Genomic DNA, 19,274 nt, shown 5'->3' on the forward strand with positions numbered 1-19,274 from the left:
GGCGTGCTCCAGGTTCTAGAACAGGCTGGCCTGCAGTGCGCTTTGCACGCGCATGCCGCTGTGCCGCGCCTGGGCCTGGCTGGCCTGTGACTGCGCGATCAGCCGCGTGCGCAGCGCGGCCGAGTCGGTCTCGCCCAGCAGGGGCCGGTGGCCGTCGATCAGCACGAAGGGCAGGGCCTTTTGCACGGGGGCGCGCAGCCGCAGCAGGTCGTCCAGCCGCAGCCGGCGCACGCGGCGCGCCGCCAGCAGGCGCTCCACCGTCTGCGTGCCCAGGCCCGGCACGCGCAGCAGCAGGCTGCGCGGAGCACGGTTGAGGTCCACGGGGAACTGCTGGCGGTTGGCCAGTGCCCAGGCCAGCTTGGGGTCGATCTCCAGGTCCAGCATGCCGTGGCGGCTGGCCGCCGCGATCTCGCCCGCCCCGTAGCCGTAAAAGCGCATGAGCCAGTCGGCCTGGTAGAGCCGGTGCTCGCGCATGAGGGGCGGCGCCTGCGGCGGCAGGTCGCGCGAGGCATCGGGAATGGGGCTGAAGGCCGAGTAGTACACGCGGCGCAGGCCGTAGCCCGCATACAGCGTATGGCTGGACTCGAGGATGTCGGCATCGGTTGCGCGGTCGGCGCCCACGATCATCTGCGTGCTCTGCCCGCCCGGCGCGAAGCGCGGCACGGCGGCGCGCTGCGCGGGCGCGCCGGGCAGGGACTGCGCCTGGCGCTGCTCGCGCGTGGCCGCGCGCCAGGCCTGCACATGCCGGTCCACGCCCTGCATGGCCTGGCGTATGCGCCGGCCGTCCTTTTCGGGCGCGAACTGCGCCAGGCCGCTGGCCGTGGGCAGTTCCACATTGATGCTCAGGCGGTCGGCATGGCGGCCTGCCTGGGCCAGCAATTCGGGGGCGGCATCCGGGATGGTCTTGAGGTGGATGTAGCCGCGAAAGTCATGCTCCTCGCGCAGGCGGCGGGCCACTTCCACCAGCTGCTCCATGGTGTAGTCGCTGGAGCGGATGATGCCGCTGGACAGGAACAGCCCCTCGATGCAGTTGCGCCGGTAGAAGTCCAGCGTCAGCTGCACCACCTCGGCCACCGTGAAGCGGGCGCGCTGCACGTTGGAGCTCTTGCGGTTGATGCAGTAGCGGCAGTCGAAGATGCAGACATTGGTCAGCAGGATCTTGAGCAGCGAGATGCAGCGCCCGTCGGGCGCATAGCTGTGGCAGATGCCCATGCCGGTGACCGAGCCCATGCCCTTGCCGTCCAGCGAGTCGCGCCCCTGCGATCCGCTGGAGGCGCAGCTGGCGTCGTACTTGGCGGCGTCGGCGAGGATGAAAAGTTTGCGTTGCAGCTCCATTGCTGTATGAATATACAGTATATTTGCCTGGCACATCCGGTTTTTCGAGAGCCCATCCCCCAGCCAGGGTCTGGTCCGGCCTTGCCTGGCTCCGGTTTGAACGCACTGTCGGGCTATCGCAATGGCCAGCGGATTGCAATGGTTGCCAGTGCAATGGAATGAAACCGTTTTCAGTGCGGAATGAGTGCTTGCTTTCAATGGGTGGCGATGTGCATCGCAGGAAATGGTGAATGCGTGTTTCCTGCGTCTTTTTGCAATGTCTGAAGGCTGGTACGGCTTGGTGCCATCAATGCATGCGCTGATATAGCGCAGCTGGCTGCGCGCCATGGGGTTCCCGGTTCATGGGAGAGAGGTTTGACGTTGTTGTGATTTGTTTCAAATTGCCGATAACTATTGCTGATAGGCTTTCGGGCTTGCCGGGCGCGGTCGTTTCTTCATTCAATGCGCCTGGCGATGACAAACACTTGGAGAGGGAGCTTCGGTGTCGCGTGTATTAGGAACAGAGAGCGAAGTGCTGGCGCTATCGCCGGACGCTTCCTCCAGCAAGGCCGCCAAGGGGCTGCAATCGCCCGCCAAATGGCCCACCATGGGTGCCAACGATGTGGCGGTGTGGGGCGAGTGCCAGGGCAGCGGCAGCAAGCCCTACCAGACCCAGGTGGACCTGTCGGGACCCTCCTTCAAATGCTCTTGCCCCAGCCGCAAGTTCCCCTGCAAGCATGGGCTGGCGCTGATGCTGATGCGTGCGGGCGGCCAGGTCACCGAGGGCGGCGATCCACCGGCCTGGGTGCAGACCTGGCTGGACAGCCGCCAGGAAAAGGCCGAGAAGAAGGAGGCCAAGGCAGCCGCCGCGGCGGCCGAGCCGCCACCCGATCCCGAGGTTGCGGCCAGGCAGCAGGCCAGGCGCGAAGACAAGCGCTGGGACAAGGTCGAGGCGGGCCTGCAGGAACTGTCGCTGTGGATGCAGGACATGGTGCGCGCGGGCCTGGCCAACCAGGCCGGCGACTCCCAGATGCGCCAGCGCTGGAACACCATGGCCGCGCGCATGGTCGATGCGCAGGCCACGGGCATGGCGGCACGCATCAAGGACTGCCGGGATCTGGTGGGCAGCCACCGCGACTGGCCGCGCGACATGCTGGTGCAGCTGGGCCACTGGCAGCTGATCATCGACGCCGTGCGCCGCCGTGAATCGCTCAGCCCCGAGGTCAAGGCCGACGTGATGGCCGCGCTGGGCTGGCCCATGGACAAGGCCGAGGTGCAGGCCCGCGGCCAGCTGGTCGAGGACGAATGGCTGGTGGCCGGCCTGCGCATGATCGAGCGCGAAGGCCGGCTCATGGAGCGCCGCGTCTGGCTGCACGGGCAGCGCACGGGCCGCATGGCCCTGGTGCTGGACTATGCGCAGGGCGGGCGCGGCTTCGAATCGGCCTGGGTGCCTGGCCATCGCTACGGTTGCGCGCTGAATTTCTACCCGGGCCATGCGCCGCTGCGCGCCATTGCCGCCAACGGCAACGGGCCTGCGCTGCCTGCCGAGGGCGCCAGCCCGCTGGACACCTCGGCCGTGGGCGACGTCCTGCAGCAGATGGGCCGGCGCATTGCCGCCAACCCGCTGCAGGCCACGCAGCCGTTGTGCCAGGACGGGTTGCGCCTGGTGCCTGCCCAGGGCCAATGGTTTGCGGCCTGGCCCGATGCGCCGGGCGCATCGGCGGCTGCGCCCGGCGTGTCTGCCGACGGCACTGCCGCGCCTGTGCAACCCGTTCCCGTGGCCATTGACGATGCCGAAGCCTGGCGCCTGCTGGCGCTCAGCGGCGGCGCGCCCATGCAGCTGTTTGGCGAATGGGAGCCCGGCCCGGCCGTGGGCCGCTGGCGCCTGCTGAGCGCCTGGCAGGCCCGCGAGGGCGAAAGCGCCCGGCAATGTATCTGGCAGAACCAGGGTGAACCGGTATGAGCAACACACAACTTTGGACTGCGCTGCAGCAATCGGCCATGGTCGGCTCGGACCGGCTGGCCGTGCCGCCTGCGCTGGCTTCGGGCGTTGATCCGTCTGCCCCGTGGTCGCAGCAGGCCGTGCAGGCCGCGCTGCTGCCCCGGGCGGACCTGCCCGGCGACTCGCCCGCCCAGCAACTGCTGCGCGCCAGCGCCGTGGCGGCCGTGTTCGAGCGCGCAGGCTGGCAGCCCGGCGCGCAGGTGCGCCTGCCGGCGCCGCTGGCCGTGCCGGCCGCGGCGCCTGCAGAATCGCGCCCCGCGCCTGCCGATGCTCGCTTGCAGACCCTGATGGGCGACGTGCTCAAGGACGGGCCGTTCGAGCTGCAGGCCTCGATGCTGCGCACCCTGGACCAGGCGGGCCAGCGCCTGCCCCATGACCTGCTGGTGCCTGCGCTGGAGCAGGGCCGCCAGTCCGTGGAGCTGCGCCAGTGGCTGGCCCCGGTGCTGGGCGAGCGCGGGCGCTGGCTGGGCGCGCTCAATCCGCAATGGAGCTATGCCAGCGGCGTGGAGGAAACCGCCGACCCCGAACTGGTCTGGCAGGAGGGCTCGGTCGAGCAGCGCGTGGCCCTGCTGCGCAGCGAGCGCGCGGCCGATGCCGCCCAGGCCCGTGCGCGGCTGGAAGGCAGCCTGAAGGAACTGGGCGCCAAGGAGCGCCTGCCCATGGTCCAGGCACTGACCGTGGGGCTGGGCATGGACGACGAGCCGCTGCTCGAAAAACTGCTGTCCGACCGCAGCAAGGAAATCCGCGAGAACGCCGCACAAATGCTCTCGTGCCTGCCGGACAGCGCGCACAGCCAGCGCGTCATGGGCTGGATGCAGTCCATGCTTCAGCAGGACGACAAGGGCCAGTGGATCGTGGAGCCTCCCGAGGAAGGCCTCAAGGAATGGGAGCGCGACGGCATCACGCTCAAGCCTGATGCCTACTTCCGTGGCGGCAAGAAGGCCTGGCTGCTGGAGCAGATGGTGCAGCTCACCCCGGTGTCCTTCTGGACCCGGGCCCTGGGCCTGACGCCCCTGGAAGTGATGGAGTGGAGCCGTCGCAGCGACTGGAAATCCTCGCTGCGCCAGGGCTGGGTGCGGGCCCTGCAGTACCAGCTGGACGTGGAATGGATCGATGCCGCCCAGGCCCTGGGCCGCGACATGCGCCACGATGCGCTGCTGCCCGCCCTCATGGCCCGGCTGTCCCCCGAAGAACGCGAGTCCCGCTGGATTGCCCAGTTCGAGCGCGACAGGCACAAGCTCATCGACGCCATCGAGGGCATGTCCCAGTCGCTGGGCGGTGCCGAACTGCTCTCGCCCGCGCTGTCGGCGCGGCTGACCGAGGCACTGCATGTGGCCGTGGGCGGCAAGCAGATCACGGGCAACTGGCACAGCTACCGCGCCGACCAGGCCCTGCTGTCCTGCGCGCGCATGCTGGACGTGACCGCGCTGGAGCGCTTTGCCGAGCTGTGGCGCAAGCCCTCGGTGCTGGATGCACAGGTCGAGCCCGCGCCGGAGCCCCCGGCCGAGCCTGTTGCAGAGACCGCAGCCGCTTCGGCATCTGCAGCAACAGCCGCCCCGGCCATTCCCCTCACGCCCCAGCAGCAGGCGCGCCTCGAACGCAGCCGCGCGCGGCCCTGGGACGAGGAGCGCATGCGCGGCCACCTGGAGCGCATCGTCGAGCTGCGTCTGGGCCTGCACCAGGCCTTCATCGCACTGCGCGGCCAGGCCTGAGGCCGGGCCCGCTTTGCCACCCACCCCCTACCGAATCCCATTCCCATCCCTTTCCGGAAGCACACCATGAGCCAAGTCCTGCGCCAGCATGCCGAACAGCAATTCGCCGAAGAACTCGAAGCCCTGCGCAAGGTGGACGACCGTCCGCGTCCGCCCAACTGGAAGCTGTCGCCCTGGGCCGTGCTCCAGTACCTGATGGGCGGCAAGCTCGGCAACGGCTTCGAGGTCAGCCCCAAGTACATCGGCAATCCGCGCCTGATGGAAATCGCCGTCTCCACCCTGGCCACCGACCGCGCCCTGCTGCTGTACGGCGTGCCGGGCACGGCCAAGTCCTGGGTGTCCGAGCACCTGTCGGCCGCCGTCAGCGGCGACTCCACCATGCTGGTGCAGGGCACGGCCGGCACCAGCGAGGAGCAACTGCGCTACGGCTGGAACTACGCGCAGCTGCTGGCCCATGGCCCGTCCGAGAAGGCGCTGATTCCCAGCCCCCTGGTCAACGCCATGAAGCTGGGCAAGATCGCCCGCATCGAAGAGCTGACCCGCATCCCGGCCGACGTGCAGGACACGCTGATCACCGTGCTGTCCGAAAAGACACTGCCCGTGCCCGAGCTGGGCACCGAGGTGCAGGCCGTGCAGGGCTTCTCGGTCATCGCCACGGCCAACAACCGCGACAAGGGCGTGAACGAGCTGTCCAGCGCGCTCAAGCGCCGCTTCAACACCGTGGTCCTGCCCGTGCCGGCATCGCAGGACGAGGAAGTGCAGATCGTCACCAAGCGCGTGGCCGAGCAGGGCCGCGCCCTGGCCCTGCCCGCCGAGCCGCCGGCCCTGCAGGAAGTGCGCCGGGTGGTGCAGATCTTCCGCGAGCTGCGCAACGGCCAGACCGAGGACGGCAAGACCGTGCGCGTGAAGTCGCCCAGCAGCACGCTGTCCACGGCCGAGGCCATCTCGGTCATCAACAGCGGCATGGCGCTGGCCGGGCATTTCGGCGACGGCGTGCTGCGCGCGGGCGATGTGGCCTCGGGCCTGCTGGGCGCCGTGATCAAGGACCCGGTGCAGGACAGCGTGGTCTGGAAGGAATACCTGGAGACCGTGGTCAAGGAGCGCAGCGACTGGAAGGACCTGTACCGCGCCTGCCGCGAGCAGCTCTGAAGCCCGCACTCCCGCTCCGCTGACCGACCGCATCTTCTGCGCATCTCCTGCGCACTTCCCGTATGGCCACCTCTGCCAATCCGCTTCATTTCTTCGGCATCCGCCACCATGGCCCGGGCTGCGCGCGCAGCCTGCTGCAGGCCCTGGAGCAGCTGCAGCCCGACTGCCTGCTGGTCGAAGGCCCGCCCGAGGGCGAGTCCCTGCTGCCCATGCTCCAGCATGCCGACCTGCAGCCGCCCGTGGCCATGCTGGTCTATGTGCAGGACAGCCCGGCCCATGCCGCCTTCTATCCCTACGCCGAGTTCTCGCCCGAATGGCAGGCCCTGCAATGGGCGGCGCGCCAGGGCGTGGCCACGCGCTTCATCGACCTGCCCCAGACCCACCGCATGGCGCTGGACATGGCCGAGCAGGAGCGGCGCCGGGCCGAGGCGGCGGCAGCAGATGCAGGTGATGCAGGCGAGGATGCGGGCGATGAAGGCCAGGATGCAGACACCGGCTCCGATTCCGGCGCCGCTGCGGCAGACGGCGGCCAGCTCCAGAGCAATGCCGCCGAGGCCCTGGACCGCGACGACACCACGCAGTCCGTGCCGGCTGCCGACCTCGCCGTCGATCCCTCGGACCCCGGCAGGCGGGACTGGCGCGATCCGCTGGACCTGCTGGCCGAGGCCGCAGGCTACCCCGACGGCGAAAGCTGGTGGAACCGCATGGTCGAGGAGCGCGGCGACGGCGCCACCCTGTTCGAGGGCATTGCCGAAGCCATGGCCGTGGTGCGCGCCGAGCTGCCCAACGAAGTGCGCGGAGAACGCCACGCCCGGCGCGAGGCGCTGCGCGAAGCCTGGATGCGCCAGTGCATGCGCGAGGCCGTCAAGGCCGGCCATCAGCGCATTGCCGTGGTCTGCGGCGCATGGCATGTGCCGGCCCTGCAGGCCCAGGTCACCGCCAAGGCCGATGCCGCCACGCTCAAGGGCCTGCCCAAGGCCAAGGTCCAGGCCACCTGGGCGCCCTGGACCTACCGCAACCTGTGCTCGTCCAGCGGCTATGGAGCGGGCGTGGATTCGCCGGGCTGGTATGAACACCTGTGGCGCTGCTCCGAGCCTGCGCCCGAGTCCTTGCTCCAGTCCGCACCTGCTGCCGACCCGGCACGCGCCAGCACCCGGCGCACCGTCGGCTGGCTGGCGCGCGTGGCCCATCTGCTGCGTTCCAAGGACCTGGACTGCTCCAGCGCCCACATCATCGAGGCCACGCGCCTGGCCGAAAGCCTGGCCGCCCTGCGCGGCCACGCCAGCCCGGGCCTGCCCGAGCTGGACGAGGCCATCGTCACCGTCATCAGCATGGGCGAGCGCGCTCCGCTGCGCCTGATCGAGCGCGAACTCAGCGTGGGCGACCGCATCGGCGGCGTGCCCGCCGACGTGCCCCAGGTGCCGCTGCAGCGCGACATCGAGCAGCAGCAAAAAAGCCTGCGCCTCAAGCCCGAGGCGGCCGCCAAGGTCCTGGCCCTGGACCTGCGCAAGGACACGGACCGCGACCGCAGCCACTTCCTGCACCGGCTGCGCCTGCTGGGCATAGAGTGGGGCAGCGTCACCACCGACCAGCAGCGCAACCGGGGCACCTTCCGCGAAAGCTGGCAGCTGCAGTGGGAGCCCGAGCTGGCCGTGCGCGTCATCGAGGCCAGCCGCTACGGCGGCACCCTGGTGCAGGCTGCAGCCGCCAAGGTGCGCCAGGCGCTGACGCCCGAGACACCGCTGCCCGAGCTGGCCAAGACCATCGACGACGCCCTGCTGGCCGACCTGCCGCACCTGGTCGATGCCCTCATGCACGACCTGGCCGACCGCTCTGCCAGCACCGGCGACGTTTCCCAGCTCATGCAGGCGCTGCCGCCGCTGGCCAATGTGCTGCGCTACGGCAGCGTGCGCCAGACCGACACCCAGGCGCTGGCCACGGTGATCGACAGCATGGCGCTGCGTGCCGCCATCGGCCTGCCCCTGGCCTGCATGGCGCTGGATGAAGACGCCGCAAGGCACATGCAGGCCACGGTGCTGCAGGCCCATGAAGCCCTGCGCCTGCGCGATGCCGAGGAGCCGCGCGAGGTCTGGTTCGGCGCCCTGCGCAGCATTGCACTGGGCGACGCCGGCGCGGCCCTGCTGCGCGGCACGTCCTGCCGCCTGCTGCTGGATGCCCACCGCCTGGACAGCGAGGCCGTGGCCACGCAACTGGGCCGCAATCTCTCGCTGGGCGTGCCGCCGCTGGACGCTGCCGCCTGGCTGGACGGCTTTCTCAACCGCCAGGCCCTGGTGCTGCTGCACGACGACGCCATCTGGGGCGCCGTCGATGCCTGGCTGGCCCAGCTGGGCGAGACCCAGTTCACCCAGATCCTGCCGCTGGTGCGCCGCAGCTTCTCGGCCTTCTCCAACCATGACCGCCAGAGTCTGGGCGAAAAGGCCCGGCGAGGGCAGGGCAGTGCGGCCGTCGTGGCGGCTGCATCCGCAGGTGCCGCAGGCGCGGCAGGCGGCGGTGACGACGGCGCCTGGAACGAGGCGCGCGCCGTGCTTGCCCTTCCCGTACTCGATCAACTGCTGGGCCTGAACCTGCCCGCGCAACTGCTGTCCAGCCCGCAGGAGGCCCAGCCATGAACACCGCTGCCACCGTGAACGATGCATCCCTTGCCGACGCCGATCCGCAGGACCCCGCTGTCCAGCCCACCAACCGGCTGCAACGCTGGCGCCTGGTGCTGGGCCAGCCGGCCGAGGGCAGCTGCGGCGGGCTGGGCGCCAAGGGCGGCTCCCTCGAAGAGATGGACAAGGCCCTGGCCGCGCTCTACGAAGAAGACAACAAGGACGGCAGCCTCTCGCGCCGGGGCGGCCGGGGCAATTCCTCGCCCAGCGTGGCCCGCTGGCTGGGCGACATCCGCAAGTACTTTCCCAGCCAGGTCGTGCAGGTCATGCAGCGCGACGCCATGGAGCGCCTGAACCTGCGCGAACTCATGCTCCAGCCCGAAATGCTGGAGCATGTGCAGCCCGACGTGCACATGGTGGCCGACCTCATCTCCCTGGGCTCCGTCATCCCGCAGAACACCAAGGAGACCGCGCGCATCGTCGTGCGCAAGGTGGTGGACGACCTCATGCGCCGCCTGGAAGAGCCCATGCGCAGCGCCGTCTCGGGCGCGCTGGACCGCAGCCAGCGCAACCGCCGCCCGCGCCATTCCGAGATCGACTGGAACCGCACCATCCGCGCCAACCTGCGCCACTGGCAGCCCGACTACCGCACCATCGTGCCCGAGACCCTGGTCGGCTACGGCCGCAAGGTCCGCCGCCCGCAGCGCGAAGTCATCCTGTGCATAGACCAGAGCGGCTCCATGGCCAACTCCGTCGTCTACTCCAGCATCTTCGGTGCCGTCATGGCCAGCCTGCCGGCCGTCGCTACCCGTCTGGTGGTCTTCGACACGGCGGTGGTGGACCTGACCGACAAACTCTCCGACCCCGTGGACGTGCTGTTCGGCGTGCAACTGGGCGGCGGCACCGACATCAACCGCGCCGTGGGCTACTGCCAGGGCCTGATCAGCGAGCCGCGCAATGCCATCGTCGTGCTCATCTCCGACCTCTACGAAGGCGGCGTGGAAAGCGGCCTGCTGCGACGTGCCTCCGAGCTGGTGGAGTCGGGCGTGCAGTTCATCACGCTGCTGGCGCTCAGCGACGAAGGCGCGCCTGCCTACGATGCACAATTGGCCGCCAAGCTGGCCGCGCTGGGCGTGCCCTCGTTTGCCTGCACGCCGGACGCCTTCCCGCAGCTCATGGCCGCCGCCATCCGCCGCGACGACGTGGCGGCCTGGGCGGCAGGGCAGGGCTTCAAGACAAGCAAGTAGCGGATGGCCGCTCAGGCCGGTGGCCCGGCCGGCCGCCGGGCCTCTCCTACACGGGCAGGACATGCCCGTGCCCCATGATGGCGCCCAGGCCGCAAGGCCCCCCAACAATTCACTGGAGAAACGCGATGGCTGGTGCTGGTTTGCTGATGCTGCTTGACGATATTGCAGCGATCCTTGACGACGTGGCCCTCATGACCAAGGTCGCGGCCCGCAAGAGCGTGGCCATGGCCGACGATGTGTCCGTCATGACCAAGGTGGCTGCGCAGAAGACGGCCGGCGTGCTGGGCGATGACCTGGCCCTCAACGCCCAGCAGGTCACGGGCGTGCGCGCCGAGCGCGAGATTCCCGTGGTCTGGGCCGTGGCCAAGGGCTCGCTGGTCAACAAGGTCATCCTCGTGCCGACGGCGCTGCTCATCAGCGCCTTCATTCCCTGGGCTGTCACGCCGCTGCTCATGGTCGGCGGCGCCTTTCTTTGCTTTGAGGGTTGCGAGAAGCTGGCCCACAAATTCCTGCATTCGCCCGAGGAAGATGCCGTGGAGCGCGAGCGCCTCACCCAGGCCAATGCCGATGCGAGCGTCGATCTCGTCGCCATGGAAAAGGACAAGATCAAGGGCGCCGTGCGCACCGACTTCATCCTCTCGGCCGAGATCATCGCCATTACCCTGGGCACCGTGGCCTCGGCGCCGTTCGGGCAGCAGGTCGCCGTGCTGGCGGGCATTGCCCTCATCATGACCTTGGGCGTCTATGGCCTGGTGGCCGGCATCGTCAAGCTCGATGACCTGGGACTGTGGCTGGGCCAGCGTGCCAGCGCCGCGGCCCGCGCGCTGGGCCGGGGCATCGTCGCCGCCGCGCCCTGGCTCATGAAGGGGCTGTCCGTTGCGGGCACGGCCGCCATGTTCCTGGTGGGTGGCGGCATCCTCGTACACGGCGTGCCTGCGCTGCACCACGCCGTGGAGGGCCTGGGCGATGCCGTGGCCCAGGGCGCGCTGGGCGGCCTGTGGCGCGTGCTGGCGGTGAATGTGCTCAACGCGGTGGCCGGCATCGTGGCCGGCGCCATCGTGCTGGCGGCTGTCGAAGGCATCAAGCGCCTGCGCCGCCGCTGAGTCGCCGCAAGCAAGGCCTGCCGGGGCTGCAGCCGGCAGAGCACACCAGGGGGGCCGTCAGGCCCCCTTTTCGATGGAATCTGCATGGAATTTGCACCTCAGCGCATTGCATTTGACTGTGGGCGCAAGCACGTGCATTTCCCCTGGAACTCTGCAAGGCCTGGCGTCCTCCTGTCCCTTGGCGGCGGCGCAATGCACTTGCGCCTGCCGGCCTCCGAGGTTCCGTGAACGGCCCATCGCCGCGCCAGAGCCATTGTCGGGACCGGGCGGCTGAAGCTGATTCCGCGCGGGTCCCTGGATTTTCATCAGGGGGATTCCATGATTTCCAATCTCACCAAGGCCAATGTGCTGCGCTCCGTCATCGCCGGCTGCTCGGTCGCGCAAGCGGGCAAGGCCGAGAAACTCGGCACCGAACGCGCACGCACCGCCCTCAATCGCATCTGCGAACTGCTGAATCTGCCCAACGACCTGGACGCCATACATGCGGAGCCGGACCTGTACCTCGAATCCCTGGCCCATTTCGAGAGCCTGCCCCAGTTCGAGCTGCGCACTCCCCTGGTGGCCAAGCTCAGGCAGGTCCTGGGCCTGCGCTCCTGCAGGCAACTGACGCCGGCCATGCTGGCGCAAGTCACCGCGTCACAGCTCATCAACCAGGGCATCTCCATCGTCGCGCTGGCCGATCTGCAGCAATGGCTGCTCAAGCACGATCTGTCGCTGCGGCACAGTCCGCCCGTCACGGAAGTGGACTTCAGGGAGGCCAGGAAAGCCATTGCCCTGCTGGATGCCTTCGACTTCGATACCGAATCGCTGGAATGGCAAATGAATCACCTTGCCCGCCCGCGCGCCAGGGGCAGGGGAAGGCGTGCCGCCGCCACGGCCCCCTCAACTGGCAGGCCTGCAGGTGAATCCCCTTCTGCCGGCTCCGCTCCTGCGTCTGCGTCTGCGTCTGCGTCTGCGTCTGCGCCCTAATATCGGCTTTCCCGAACCAAGCTCAGCACACCATGAAGCTCCCCTTGCTTGCCGCCATGGCCCTGGCACTGCAGCTGATGGCGCCAGCGCCCGCCATGGCAGCCGACGACATCGTCTTCAAGGACAGCGCCGGCCGCGTGCTCAAGCGCAGCGACCTGGACAAGGCCGATGGCCGTTTCAGCTGGGAACTGCCCCGCGCCACACCCGTCAGCCAGGCGGCGCGCGATGCCCATGCCCTGGGCCGCGCCGCAGGGCAGCGCGGTGACAACCGGGCTGCGCTGGCGCATTTCGAGACCGCCTCGAAGCTGGCGCCGGACTGGCCTTATCCCGTCTACGACGCCGCATTCACCTACCTGCTGCAAAAGGACTTCGATGCGGCCTATCGCCACTACCGGCGCGTGGATGCAATGGCTCCCAGGGGTTTCTTCACGGCCAAGACGGCCGTGCACAGCCTGCGCATGGAGCGCGATGGCAAGCTCCCGCAAGGCACCTATCTGCGCTACCTCGCCCTGGAGTGGGAGACCGACAGGAGCAAGGTGCGCCAGGCCGCCCTGGCCATGACCCGCGAAACCCCTGGCTTCGCTCCCGCCTGGAAGACAGCCGCCCTGATGGAGGACGACCCCGACCAATGCCTTGCCCTGCTGCACAGCGGCCTGAAGGCCGGCCCCGATGCCCAGACCCGCGGCTTTCTGCTGCTGAACAAGGCCCTGCTGCTGCGCGAGCGCAACCAGATTCCCGAGGCCATGGTGATGCTGGGAGAGCTGGCGGTGGACCCCCGGTCTCCGCTGGATGTCGAGGCGCTGGCGCGGCACACGCTGGCGCAGTGGGCGCGGCCTTGAGACCGGCACCCGCGCCTTCGCTGGCCGGCCCACTCAGCGCATCGCCAGCTCCACGGCCTCCGCAGACAGCCCGTAGGCCTCGACAAAGACCTCGATGCGGTCCTGCGTCTGCGCGTTCACAAACGTCTCCATGCCCACGCTGTCCATCTCCCCTGACAGCATCTGGCCCGTATTCACGGGGCGGGTATCGAGCTGCTGCGCCAGCACGCAGCTGTCCTCTCCCTCCGGCTGCAGACCGATGAGCCCTGTCTGGTTGTTGATGGCAATCACCCTGGCTTGTCTTTGCATGCTCCACCCTGTCGTCTGAATCCGTCGTTTCTGGAATGGCGAAAAGGCGCCGCCTTGCGCAACGCCCCTGCCTGTCCTGGCGACTGTAGGCAAGGCTTGGGGGCGGCGGTAGAGGCCCGGGGCTTGGTGGACTGCCAAGGGAAATTTACGAATGGCTGTCTGGTTTTTTGTTTTTGCAAGTGAATGCGTGTGGAAGGTTGCAGCAACAGTTGATTTGAGATTGCCTAGAATATGTCGGCAAGTGACCTCAAAGGAGCAAAAAATGACCATCATCCGTACTACCGTAGATGACAAGATCTACGACAGCGCTGCCGACATACTTTCTACGCTGGGCATGGATGTGAACGCCGCCGTGCGCATGTTTCTGCAGGGCGTTGTGCTGCACAACGGGATTCCCTTTGACCTGCGGCTGACGGCGGAGCAGGTGCAGGCGATGCGGCTGCGTAGAGAGACAAACCGGCAGGCCACTTTGGAGGCGAGAGAAATCGCCAGAGGCGGTGAACCTGGACATGCCTCTGTTGAAGCCATGCTGCAGGCCATGGAAAGGGATGAAGCCTGATGGCCGGCAAGAAGGGCTACAGGCTGCGCACCATCGCGTACACCAAGACCTTCAAGAAGGACTACCAGCGCATGGCGGCATCAGGCCGCTACGACATGACACTGGTGAACCAGGTCGGCGGCCTGCTCATTGCCCACACGGCGCAGCAGGTGCTGGCGGCGCAGTGGAGCGATCACGCCTTGATCGCCGACGATGAATGGGACGCGGGCGATCGGGATATCCATCTGGGAGGGGACTTCCTGCTGATCTATCGCATTGATCCGCATCCCGAAGCCAAGGACATGGAGATCGTCATCTTCAAGCGCCTTGGAACCCACAGCGATCTGTTTGGCTGAGCGCGGCCATCGCAGGCCGCGGGCAGCCTCTCCCTCTCAGCTCCCCAGCGCCCCGCGCACGGCAGCGCGCTCGCCCATGCGCTTGAAGTGCGCCTGCACCTTGGGGAAGCCGGCGATGTCCACGCCGTCGCCCTCCAGCCAGCCGGCAATGGTGAACAGATAGGCGTCGGCCACGGAATAGTCGGAGCCCAGCACCCAGGGCGCGTCGCCCAGGTAATGGCGCTCTATCACGCCAAAGCATTCGGCCATGTTGGCTGCCACCTTGCGCTGCATGGAGGCAATGGCCGCCTCGTCATCGGCCCAGCGGCCTGCGCGCCGGCCGTGGGCGTGGGCCACGTGCACGGTGGAGGACAGGTAGCCGTGGAACTCCTGCATGTGGGCGAAGGCATAGGCATCGTCCAGCGGGGCAAGCCGGGCTTCGGGAAAGCGCCGGGCAATATAGGCGAGCAGGGCCGGCGTTTCGGTGAGCACGCCGCGCTCGGTCACCAGGGCGGGCACGCGGCCCTTGGGATTGATGGCCAGGTATTCGGGGCTGCGCTGCTCGCCCTTGGAGAAATCGAGCTTGACGACTTCATGGGGCGCATTGGCCTCGATCAGGGCGATGCGGGCGGCCAGGGCGCAGGTGCCGGGAGCGTAGTAGAGCTTGAGGGTGGTCATGAAAGAGACGGGTAGGAGTGGGATACGGGCAGATTCTGCCGTCGGCGCCGATGGCCGGACCGGCCCTCCAACTTAGTGCGGATTGCACGGTCGTGCAAGCGGCATCGTTGTCTTGTCCTATGCCTGCTCGGCATTCCAGCGCACGGTGCGTGCGGGCAGGTCAATGTGGATGGTGTGGCGGCCGCCGTCATGCAGTAGCAGGTCCAGCTTCCCGTCCTGGCCATCCACGAACGTGATGCCTTCAATCATGGGGGCGTCGATCAGGTCGTTGCAGTCGAGCGCGATCCAGGCATCGGTCTGCAGATCCAGCAGGCGCAGATGGGGGAAGTCGGGGTCCTCGCCATATTCGATGCAGGCCACCATGGCCCAGGGCTTGGAGACGGCCACGGCCGTGAGGGTGCTATTCGGGCTCTGCGCGCAGGCGCGCGCCTGCAGGGCATCGAGCAGCGTGGGCATGTCGTCCAGCATGTGTGCATAGGGAGACTCGGGCGGCACGGTGCGTACCGGCCCGGTGGCTGCCTTGGCGCTTTTGGCGCTTTCGGCGCGTTTGGCAGGCTCTGCCGTTGGGGTGCTGCGCCTGCGGCCCGCTGGCGGAAGGTGCTGGATTTTGCCGCCCGCAATGCCTAGAAAGACACCGCATTCGCTCACGCTCAGATGCCTGTAGTTGCGGCTGCTGCACGGGGTTTCCCAAAGCGGGGCGCCGGTGTCCGGGTCCACGGCGACAAGATAGGCCCGCTCCATGCCGTCCTCGTGCCTGTCCTGTATTCCATAGAGGACGCCGGCATGGCATTGCGGCGCGCTGACATGGGTAGGCGACAGGCACGGTCCGAAACGGTTGCTGCGAATGTCATAGCCATACATGCCCTGGCGTGCAAAGCAGAAATAGACCACGCCGTCACGATGCGCTGCCCGCTGGGCATGCACATGCCGGCGCTCATCGTCAGGTTGAACGGGAGGTGTGATGGCCAGGACTTCGCCGCTGCAAGGATGGATGCGAAGCCAGGGTGCATCGATGTCCACGTGGTCTCTGCTGCCGGGGCCGAACACGGCCCACGCGCCTGCAATGGCGGGCGAGTACAGGTCGCGGGCACTGTCCACCCACAGCACATGCTCGGTGTGCCCGTCTGTTTCATGCCAGCGCCGCAGCTCCGAGCGCTCAGGGTGGACGATCCAGCCGTAGACCGCCCCCTCCAGCACAAACGCACCCTGCAGGCCCAGCGCCAGCGTGCTGCCCTGCCAGGTGCGACGGTCCAGCAGCAGATAGCGGCCCTCGGGACTGCTCTCCTCCATCGCGACGAGCCAGCGATGCGCGTCCAGCTCCACGGGAACGGGCCAATGCCTGGCCTGCATGCCCGGCACGGCATGGAAGTCGAACAGGCATTCGCCGGTGCGGGCATCAAGCACCTGGTCGCAGAGCATCAGATGCCGCTCGTCCACGAACCACGACATGCCCTCGCTCTCGCGCATGCGGTGGTCCCAGAGCACGTTGCCGGTGGCCACATCAACGGCGCGCAGAAAGGACGTTGTGCTGTCCCCCTTGTTGCAGTACTCGTAGTAGAGCCGGCCATCGACCACGCTCATGGCGGTGTCGATGATGAAGATGCTCTTGTCTCCAATGGCCTGGGATTTGCCGTAGTGCATGCGCGCCTTTCAAAGACCTGATTGTCGCCAGCAGAGCGCGGTGTGGACTGGGCGAAATGTCAAGTCGATGGCGTGGTGCGCGGCTGAACCAATGCAGCTGCGGCGGTGCAACGCCATCCGATCCAGACGAGCAGGTCCGCGATGCGCTGTGCCGGATGGAAGCTGCACCGAGCGTGCTGCAGATGCATGCCGAGTGGGCGGTCTGTTGCTGTCCGCCAGGCGTTGTTCCAAGAGCGGGGCCTGCATTGCTCCCGCCCTGGCGGGCAGCAATGGCGGCACTCAGAACCGATAGGCCGCAGCCACACGCACCTCACGCCCGAAGCCCAGCGCGCAGAATTGCGCGCCGCCACGGAAGGTGTTGCATTGCGTGCGGTACTGCCTGTCGGTGAGGTTGCTGAGGTTGACCGAGAAGCGCCACGGGCCGGTGGTGTAGGCGGCCATGGCGTCCCACAGCGTGTAGGCGTCGTTCATGGGGGTCTTCACGCCGTCCATGGGCAGCTCGCCAGGCGTGGCGCTGATGTGGCGCAGGCCCAGGCCCAGCTCCAGGGCGCCGCGCTGGTACTTGCCCCACAGCGATGCGGCATGGCGCGGCGTGGCGCCGGGGCGCGCGCCGATCTCGATGGCGTTGTTGCTGCGCGTGACCCTGGAGTCGAGGTAGGTATAGGCCGCAATGGCCGAGAAGCCGCCGCCGATCTCGCCCTGGGCCTGCAGCTCCAGCCCCCGGTTGCGCACTTCGCCGGTCTGCACGTCGAAGCGCGGGTTGAGTGTGGATGGCGTGCGCACATTGCGCTTGCGCAGGTCGAACACGGCGGCGCTGAGCGTGTAGCCGGTCGACGGCGGCGCGTAGCGCAGGCCGGCCTCGAACTGGCGCGCAGTCTCGGGCTCGTAGGGCCTGCCGTTGGCGTCGGTGGCCGTGACCGTGGTCAGCGGCGGCTGGAAGGAGTTGTTGAAGGACACATAGGGAGCCAGGCCGCTGGGCGCCAGGTAGATCAGGCCCAGTCGTCCGGTGACGGCGCTGTCGGTGCGGCGCACGGTGGTGATGGCGAAGGGCGCGTTGGCTGCGGCGCGCGCGTCGTAGTCGGTGTCTATGCGTGCGCTGTCGCGGCGCAGGCCGGCGCTGAGCACCCAGCGCTCGCCGAACTTGATCTGGTCCTGCACGTACAGGCCCGCCTGGTGCGTGCGGGCCAGCGCGCGGTCGCTGAGGTAGTTGTCATTCCAGTTCGGCGCGATGTGGATGGGGTTGACCAGGTCCAGCGGCGCCACGGCGCCGTTGAGCGAGTAGATGCGCCAGTCGAGCCTGGAGCGGTAGTAGTCGAAGCCCACGGCCCACTGGTGCGAGACGGCACCCGTCCGGTGGCGGCCTTCGATCTGCGTGTCCATGACCCAGGTCTGTTCGGCGTCGGGCCGCACCATGGCCAGGCGTGCCATGCCGCGCTGGTCGGCCGTCAGGCCCCGGTTGCGCATCTCGCGCCGGTCGTTGCGGCCGTCCAGGTAGCGCAGGTTGTTGCGCAGCGTGAGCTGGTCGTTCAGCCGGTGCTCCAGCAGCCAGCCCACGCTGGCGTTGCGCTTGTGGTGGCCAGATCCCGGTCCGCTGACGTTGATGTCCGTGGCCGACCAGCCCGCAGGCGTCTGGCGGTAGTAGGGGATGACGAAGCCGGTTTCGTCCTCCTGGTACTGCGCCAGCACGGTGAGGCTGGTGCGCTCGCCCAGCAGTGTGAAGGAGGGGGCGATGTAGCTGCGGTCGGCGCGCAGGCCGTTCCACTGCGTGCCCGATTCGCGCTTGAGCACGGTCAGCCGTGCCAGCGCCGTGCCCTGTTCATTGATGGCGCCACCGATGTCGGCCGTGAGCTGGCGCCGGTCGTGGCTGCCGAATTCCACGCCCACTTCGCGCTGCATGCCGGCGCGCGGGCGCTTGGTGACGGCATTGATCAGGCCGCCGGGCGCGGACTGGCCGTACAGCACCGAGGCCGGGCCGTGCACGACTTCCAGCCGCTCCAGTCCATACGGCTCCAGGTTGGTCATGAAGCCGTTGTGGACCATGCGCATGCCGTCCCGGTACAGGCCCGTGCCGGTCAGATAGAAACCGCGCACGGCCACGTCGTCATCGGTGATGCCGTAGTCCATGGGACGCACGCCCGCGCTGTAGCGCACGGCTTCGGCCACGCTGGAGATGGCCTGGTCGCGGATCTGGGCCTCGCCGATGATGCTGACCTGCTGCGGCGTCTCCAGCAGCGGCACATCCATCTTCATGGCCGAGGCGCTGCGGCGCGGCCCGTAGCCGGGCACGGCGCCCCAGGCGCTTTCATGCTCGGCATCGGCCAGCACGTTCACGGTGGGCAGCGCATGCTCGGCCGCGGCCCCGGGCCGCGCACGGTGCACGGCCCAGCCGCCTTCGGCCGTGCGCGTGGCCTGCAGCTGGTGCGGGGCGAGCAGGGCGGCAAGCCCTTCGTGCACGCCGCGCGTACCGCTCAGCGCCGCCGACTGTCGGCCCTGGACCAGGGCTGGATCGAACGAGAGGGTGATGCCTGCCTGGCGCGCGAGGCTGTGCAGGCTGGTCTCCAGTTCACCGGCCGGCAGGTCGAACCGGATGGATCTGGCATCCGGGGCGGAGCTCGGGCTCTGGGCCAGGGCGGTCATGGGCAGGCCCAGCGTGATCAACAGGCCCAGCATCAAGGCCTGTGCAGCCAGCGCCGTGGGGCGTGTGCACGAGGGTGGATGGGCGGCGCGGCGGGTGCTGGGCAGGCTGGGCATGGAGGCAGTCCTTGAGAAGCGGCAAAGGAAAAAGCGATGTCTTTGCTCCTATGCCGAACGGGCGGTGTGAAACCCGTAATGACTGCCTGAAAAAAT

The 19,274-nt window shown here is 68.3% G+C and carries 15 protein-coding genes; 10 read left to right on the forward strand and 5 right to left on the reverse strand.

All coding sequences use genetic code 11. The features are described from left to right. Window positions 1-15: 15 nt before the first annotated feature. Complete coding sequence (locus tag ACF8NF_RS18495; RefSeq protein ID WP_016450772.1) at window positions 16-1,335, reverse strand: putative DNA modification/repair radical SAM protein; 1,320 nt, start codon at window positions 1,333-1,335, stop codon at window positions 16-18. 481 nt (window positions 1,336-1,816) lie between these two features. Between ACF8NF_RS18495 and ACF8NF_RS18500 the strand changes: the two genes are divergently transcribed. From ACF8NF_RS18500 to ACF8NF_RS18535, 8 genes are all read left to right on the forward strand, one after another. After that, a complete protein-coding gene (locus ACF8NF_RS18500; RefSeq protein WP_392451018.1) occupies window positions 1,817-3,277 on the forward strand; it encodes an SWIM zinc finger family protein in 1,461 nt (486 codons plus the stop codon). After that, complete coding sequence (locus tag ACF8NF_RS18505; protein WP_016451377.1) at window positions 3,274-5,028, forward strand: DUF5691 domain-containing protein; 1,755 nt, start codon at window positions 3,274-3,276, stop codon at window positions 5,026-5,028. The genes ACF8NF_RS18500 and ACF8NF_RS18505 overlap by 4 nt, the downstream gene beginning before the upstream one ends. Window positions 5,029-5,094: 66 nt before the next feature. Then, the gene (locus tag ACF8NF_RS18510; protein WP_016449186.1) at window positions 5,095-6,177 is read left to right on the forward strand and encodes an AAA family ATPase; all 1,083 of its coding nucleotides are present in this window, start codon (window positions 5,095-5,097) and stop codon (window positions 6,175-6,177) included. Window positions 6,178-6,239: 62 nt separating this feature from the next. Beyond that, entirely contained in the window at window positions 6,240-8,807 is a 2,568-nt protein-coding gene (locus ACF8NF_RS18515; RefSeq protein ID WP_034363577.1) for a DUF5682 family protein, read from the forward strand. After that, window positions 8,804-10,036 (forward strand): VWA domain-containing protein, encoded by a 1,233-nt coding sequence (locus ACF8NF_RS18520; protein WP_016449188.1) that lies wholly within the window; start codon window positions 8,804-8,806, stop codon window positions 10,034-10,036. The genes ACF8NF_RS18515 and ACF8NF_RS18520 overlap by 4 nt, the downstream gene beginning before the upstream one ends. A gap of 125 nt (window positions 10,037-10,161) precedes the next feature. Beyond that, the gene (locus ACF8NF_RS18525; protein ID WP_016449189.1) at window positions 10,162-11,139 is read left to right on the forward strand and encodes a DUF808 domain-containing protein; all 978 of its coding nucleotides are present in this window, start codon (window positions 10,162-10,164) and stop codon (window positions 11,137-11,139) included. A 318-nt stretch (window positions 11,140-11,457) separates the two neighbouring features. Further along, a complete protein-coding gene (locus ACF8NF_RS18530; protein ID WP_392451019.1) occupies window positions 11,458-12,108 on the forward strand; it encodes a hypothetical protein in 651 nt (216 codons plus the stop codon). Between the two features lie 32 nt (window positions 12,109-12,140). Next, entirely contained in the window at window positions 12,141-12,947 is an 807-nt protein-coding gene (locus ACF8NF_RS18535) for a hypothetical protein (protein ID WP_392451020.1), read from the forward strand. 33 nt (window positions 12,948-12,980) lie between these two features. Here the strand turns inward: ACF8NF_RS18535 and ACF8NF_RS18540 are convergent, their stop codons facing one another. Next, complete coding sequence (locus ACF8NF_RS18540) at window positions 12,981-13,235, reverse strand: hypothetical protein (RefSeq protein WP_016451380.1); 255 nt, start codon at window positions 13,233-13,235, stop codon at window positions 12,981-12,983. 262 nt (window positions 13,236-13,497) lie between these two features. Between ACF8NF_RS18540 and ACF8NF_RS18545 the strand changes: the two genes are divergently transcribed. Further along, entirely contained in the window at window positions 13,498-13,794 is a 297-nt protein-coding gene (locus ACF8NF_RS18545; RefSeq protein ID WP_043790100.1) for a type II toxin-antitoxin system RelB/DinJ family antitoxin, read from the forward strand. Continuing rightward, complete coding sequence (locus ACF8NF_RS18550) at window positions 13,794-14,129, forward strand: type II toxin-antitoxin system YafQ family toxin (protein WP_141834648.1); 336 nt, start codon at window positions 13,794-13,796, stop codon at window positions 14,127-14,129. Before ACF8NF_RS18545 ends, ACF8NF_RS18550 begins: the two co-directional genes overlap by 1 nt. A gap of 36 nt (window positions 14,130-14,165) precedes the next feature. Here ACF8NF_RS18550 and ACF8NF_RS18555 read toward each other — a convergent pair whose 3' ends face one another. The 3 genes from ACF8NF_RS18555 to ACF8NF_RS18565 all read right to left on the reverse strand — a co-directional run bounded on the left by ACF8NF_RS18555 (window position 14,166) and on the right by ACF8NF_RS18565 (window position 19,178). Next, window positions 14,166-14,786 carry a glutathione S-transferase family protein gene (locus tag ACF8NF_RS18555; protein WP_016449195.1) on the reverse strand — a complete coding sequence of 207 codons (621 nt, stop codon included), beginning with the start codon at window positions 14,784-14,786 and terminating at the stop codon, window positions 14,166-14,168. Between the two features lie 117 nt (window positions 14,787-14,903). Beyond that, on the reverse strand, window positions 14,904-16,427 hold the full coding sequence (locus tag ACF8NF_RS18560; RefSeq protein ID WP_343739499.1) for a hypothetical protein: 1,524 nt from the start codon (window positions 16,425-16,427) through the stop codon (window positions 14,904-14,906). 279 nt (window positions 16,428-16,706) lie between these two features. Beyond that, window positions 16,707-19,178, reverse strand: a complete 2,472-nt coding sequence (locus tag ACF8NF_RS18565) for a TonB-dependent siderophore receptor (RefSeq protein ID WP_016449197.1) — start codon at window positions 19,176-19,178, stop codon at window positions 16,707-16,709. Between the last annotated feature and the right edge of the window lie 96 nt (window positions 19,179-19,274).

Source organism: Delftia sp. WSY_22, assembly GCF_043104185.1.
Taxonomy (GTDB): domain Bacteria; phylum Pseudomonadota; class Gammaproteobacteria; order Burkholderiales; family Burkholderiaceae_C; genus Comamonas; species Comamonas tsuruhatensis.